Origin of the sequence: Thermocladium sp. ECH_B (assembly GCA_001516585.1) — an archaeon.
Lineage (GTDB): Archaea > Thermoproteota > Thermoprotei > Thermoproteales > Thermocladiaceae > Thermocladium.
Genome location: LOBW01000099.1, coordinates 1 through 5,093, shown reverse-complemented (window position 1 = coordinate 5,093; position 5,093 = coordinate 1). Strand labels below are relative to the sequence as shown.

Genomic DNA, 5,093 nt, shown 5'->3' with positions numbered 1-5,093 from the left:
GGCCTCTCTCCTTTATCGTGGATCATAATCGAGTAGCGCCCATAATGGGGCGTAACCCTCTAGACCTCGGGGAGCCCTCGCCCTCAAGGGCGGGGAGGAGGTCAATAGCTTGAATGGGACTACCATTACTGTTACCGGGCAAGCCACGGTTGATTTGCCGGCAGAGGGCGTAGCTATCTATATTACGATAAGCAATGCACAAGTATCTCCGACGCCATATCAAGCGTATCAGGAAATGGTTGATAATCTTGATCAATTCATGACCGTTCTAAACGAGTTGAATATTAACTACACCACAGGTGTTTCGCTTAATCCGGTGTATTCTCCTTCTCCGCAATATGGAGCATCCCAACAAGTAGAGGGTTATTCCGCCTCATATGAATTAAAGATCATTATGGTGAATCCTATCAATCAATCCCTAATCAGTGAGCTACTGAGCTACGCCTCAAAATATGGAGGCGTCGAGATAACCATAAACACATTCATAAATAGATCAGAATATCAGGAGGCAAGCATAAAGGCAATTGGAGAAGCGATTCAAATTGCCATGAATAAAATAGATGAGGCGGCATACACCTTGGGATACTCAAGAATACATGTAATATCAATACAAGAAAACGCGTATCCAATATATGAAACAACCCCATACCTATATGCTGCATCTGGCTCCCAATCCGTGCCCATTAATCCAAGCTCTGCATCGGTCACAGCCACTGTAACAATTGAGGCAGTAATGAATTAACCATCTCAACTATTCTACTAACTATAATCAGTTATTTTTCTTAGTGAAGTTAAGTTCCTATTTACCTTTATATACTCCAAACCATTTGTTTTAAGGTAAAAATAAGCCGATGAAGAGATATCGGGAGACACCAATATACCCCTAGGTCTCTCGCCTCGTTTCTGCGCGATATGATCAACATATCGCTTTAATTGATTAACTGCATCTGGCCCTGCTTGGGATCGCTTCACCTCAACAACGACAATTCTCCCCCTTGAATCCCTCCCCAAAATATCTATCTTGCCCACCGCAGTCTCAAATTCGCGCTCCAGCACAGTGAATCCCTGCTCTATGAAGCCGGGATTACTAACTAACCAATCAACCAAGTCAGACTCGGTGCCCACCACCTTATTATCAACATGCTCCACATCAAAGGAGCCTATAAATTCAAGCTCATGAAGTATGGCAATGACTCTCTCCCTTGGTGATGACCTAATGCTCAGCAAGGCTAAGGCATTATCCTGCAGCTCCACGTATAGTCTTGATCCCGGGGGATTCCATATGAGGGGTTTCTCTTTCTTGGATCCATGAACCATGAATGTTCCATCGGGCTTTATCATTATCAAATATGATCCAGCCTCAAGGCCGGCCTTTGCTCGCCCCTCATAATCCACACGCATAACAGCCTTAATTAACAACACTGATGAGGCGGCCCTCGCCTTGATAAACCTAGCGGCCTCCTCATTACTGGGTTTAATCAAGTAATTCTCCACAGTGAAAAACCAAGATAACCTAAGATTAAATAACCTATCGATCTGCAACAAAAATGAGTATTTCTCCTCCCCATAGAATCAATCCCACTCCTCAAACCATGAATATAATTAAGGAGGCCCCTTAATCCTCACAAAGTAAAAAATCGAAATAACCCAAATTATTATGAGGGTATTATTGATGATTAGGGATGATAATTATGTTTCTTTTATTTATTGGAGTGGCTCCATGTGGACGGTCACGCTTCTAATGGTTGCGAATTGTTTTCGTATATTAGTTTCAACATTATTTGCGGCATTGTGTGCTTCCTCTATTGAATAATTATGAGGAACCTTTATCACTATATCCACGGCATATCCATTGCCTAGATTCTTTAACTTCACATCACTTACGGTTATGCCTGAATCACTGAGCGCATTGATTATTCTACGTGCTAGGGATGGATCAACGCGATCAAGCAAGGTATTTATGGATTCCTTAATATAGTTGCCGGCTAGGTAGAGCAAGTATGATGATATGCCTAAGGCAGCCACGGGTTCTATTAATGGGATATACATCGAGAGCACTATGGTTCCCACTATCATCAATGAATCCGCTATATCCGCCGCCGCATGCTTGGCCTCCAGCATTAGAACCGGTTCATTAAGTCTTCTATGCCCAATCAATAGGTAAATCATGCGTGAAGCAACTAATGCAAGCACCATACCAACTATATAGAGGGAGACTAGGGGAGGCCTCTCTATTTGGTTTCTAATTATATCCATTACTGCCTCATATATCAAGATAGATGTTGCAACTATTATAACTATCGCGACCGTATACATGGCAAGGTACTTATACTTATAATGGCCATAGGGGTGATCCATATCTGCGGGTTTGGATGCCATGCTGAATCCCATGTAAAGCGAGAACAATATTATCGAGTCAATTGACGTGTGGAGGCCATCAGCCTCAAGGACTATGATGTTCATGCCTACGCCCGCGATTATCTCTATCAGGGATACCGATAATGCCAGGTACGTTGCATTCTGTATATACCTAGAGGGGGATGCAATCCCTGTTCTCAAGCCACCGTATCCTCGATCATCCATTTGTTCTCTTGGGTCGTGATTTCCGATATCGGATATATAAACTTTAACGCCGATGGAAAAAGCAACTACCCGGCTTGATAAAACTAACGACAAGCCTCGCCCCTTTAGGGCGGGGAGGAGGTCAGTGGCCTTAATGGCAGTATACGTATACTATACGTATACTGGACTTAGAGGATAGGAATAATATCAAGCCATGGTGTGCAAGACATGAGAATCATCATCTAATCCAATCAGTCACATGTTCAAACAATTTACTGATTCCCTCTAGGCCAACCCGTTCAGGGGCCTTGGCTAAGTGCCTCCTTTCCCCCATGCTTGGAAATATTTCCCTGAAGCCCCAACTACCCTTAATTACCTTGGGCAAATAGGCCTTAAATCCACATTTGACGCATTTGAGCTCGCCCTTGCCTGCTGACTTAAGGGCACTGCCGCATTTAGGGCATTTAGGATTACTTACTTCCGGCGCTTCATTAATGCTGAACATGGATTCCGCATATACGGCATTGTCATTGATGCCGGGTCGCCGGCCGCCGAGAATCATTACATAATTACCTATTGCTCCGCCCATACCTGTATGTCTATAAACAATAATTGAATTATTTCCCACCCTAATTAATGCATGCCCTTCTCTGCTTCTAGTTATGGAGTCTACATAGCCCCTCACGGCGGCTGCTTGATACACCTTATTTCCAATCAACGCAAAGCCAGCTCCAGTTCCTTGATTGGTTTCATAAAGTAGCCACTTAGGATTCATGCCGAGCAGAAAGGTCAACACATTAGCCATATACATGACGTGAAACGGCGAATCCCCCCTTATGCCGAAGAGCACTGGATCATTGGTGCTGGGCACTATTAATGGCCTTTCCCGATCCATGTTGGCAAACGTGAATGGCTCGGTTAACTCGCTTAGGATCCTAAGCGTATCAACATCCAGGGAAGGCCTTTCCCCATCTCGATATGATAATAACTCAAATGTGGATTCGCTTAAATCGGCCATTATTGCAGCCAAGCCGCCAATTATGCCTCGCCCGCCCCAAGTTAATGCATTAATTCTCTTAGCCACTCGCTCCGCCACTGCCCTGGGAATAACATCGCTCAATGCAGAGTAATAGAACCACCTCTCATCATTTATAGTGGACACAACTATGCCGGGACTTGTTTTGGCTCCATGCACATAGAATCTATCCACAATATCTATCCCCATTTCCAGCAATTCATGCGGGTCATCCACCTCCACTTGAACCGCGACAGCGGCGTTTCCCCTTGTCTTAAAAGGAACATATGGATTCAGCCTCACCAGCCTTGGCAAGCCAATAATGCGCTCCTCGCTTCTCGTCCTCAGGAACTCCTTCAAGAAATTATACATTACAAAGGTAGTGCACCCCTCCTCATAATCATCTGTATCATCAAAAGCTATCCAAGTCCTGATGCCCATCTCGTGATAATGCCTTGATCGCAATATAAAGATTAACTTAACTGTCCCGAGTGAGCTACCCCGCCCTTAAGGGGCTTCCCGCTTCCCCGCCCCGCCTTGCCCATCGTTATGGGTAGTGGGCGGAGCTCCACGGGCACCACGGGCGACTCCCACCCTGCATGCTTCAAGTGATTAAGAGAGGAATTATAATCGCGGTCTGCGGTCCAACCACACCTGGGACATGAGAAGACGCGATCATTCAAAGTTAAGTCGTCCTTCACGTACCCACACTTGGCGCACGCCTTCGAGGAATTCCTAGGATCCACAAAAACCACCTCCTTCCCATACTTCCCCATCTGGTACTCCACGATGCTCCTAAGCTCATGAATGGCGACGTCGTGAAGCCTCATCCTCATCTTTCTCCCAGACTTACCAATAAGCTGCTTAACGTGGATATCCTCCATCACCACGACGTCGTAATGCTCCGCAAAATACCTCCCCAATTTCATGTATAGATCCCTCCTCAGATTCGCTAAATGCTCATAAGCCCTCGCTAACTTAATTTTAGCCTTGAACCAGTTGCGGGAGAGATACCTCTTCCTAGATAGCTCCTTATGCAGCCTCCTCACCTTCTTCAATGCCTTCTCATAGGGCCTCAAGTTTGGGAGGTACTCCCCATCCGAGGTCACGAGAAGCTTCTCCACACCAACATCAATCCCCACCGCCCTTCCCAGTCCCTGGCAATTTTGGGAATTCATGGTTTTCAACAATGAACGAGACATACACTTTTCCACTCCTAGTTAATTTCACCACAACCCTCTCCACTCTATCCAGTGGGAAGTCCCTATGAATAATTAGTTTGAAGACGCCCAAGTGCGACAACCTCAGCACGAGCCTCTTCCCATTCCTCCTACTCCTCTCCCTAATCTCCCTAATGCCGAGTATCCTCCAACCGCTCTGCGGATAAACCAAGCTATAGTACTTGTGGGGTTTCTTTTCCCTCGGGAATCTTGCAAGCCCATCGAAAAAGCGCTGCCTAGCCTCATAGTATCTGTCGGCGACTTGTTGAACTACCTGTGAGTATAATTGTTGATAC

Annotated in this window: 4 protein-coding genes and 1 pseudogene; 1 reads left to right on the top strand and 4 read right to left on the bottom strand. The window is 45.5% G+C overall.

From position 1 onward, the window contains the following. Positions 1-154: 154 nt before the first annotated feature. Positions 155-742 carry a hypothetical protein gene (locus tag AT710_09105; GenBank protein KUO90413.1) on the top strand — a complete coding sequence of 196 codons (588 nt, stop codon included), beginning with the start codon at positions 155-157 and terminating at the stop codon, positions 740-742. Positions 743-759: 17 nt separating this feature from the next. Here the strand turns inward: AT710_09105 and AT710_09100 are convergent, their stop codons facing one another. From AT710_09100 to AT710_09085, 4 genes and pseudogenes are all read right to left on the bottom strand, one after another. After that, complete coding sequence (locus AT710_09100) at positions 760-1,494, bottom strand: hypothetical protein (GenBank protein KUO90412.1); 735 nt, start codon at positions 1,492-1,494, stop codon at positions 760-762. Positions 1,495-1,704: 210 nt separating this feature from the next. Continuing rightward, positions 1,705-2,583 (bottom strand): hypothetical protein, encoded by an 879-nt coding sequence (locus AT710_09095; GenBank protein KUO90411.1) that lies wholly within the window; start codon positions 2,581-2,583, stop codon positions 1,705-1,707. A gap of 217 nt (positions 2,584-2,800) precedes the next feature. Then, complete coding sequence (locus tag AT710_09090) at positions 2,801-4,018, bottom strand: hypothetical protein (GenBank protein KUO90410.1); 1,218 nt, start codon at positions 4,016-4,018, stop codon at positions 2,801-2,803. A 107-nt stretch (positions 4,019-4,125) separates the two neighbouring features. After that, a pseudogene (locus tag AT710_09085) lies at positions 4,126-5,093 on the bottom strand (transposase).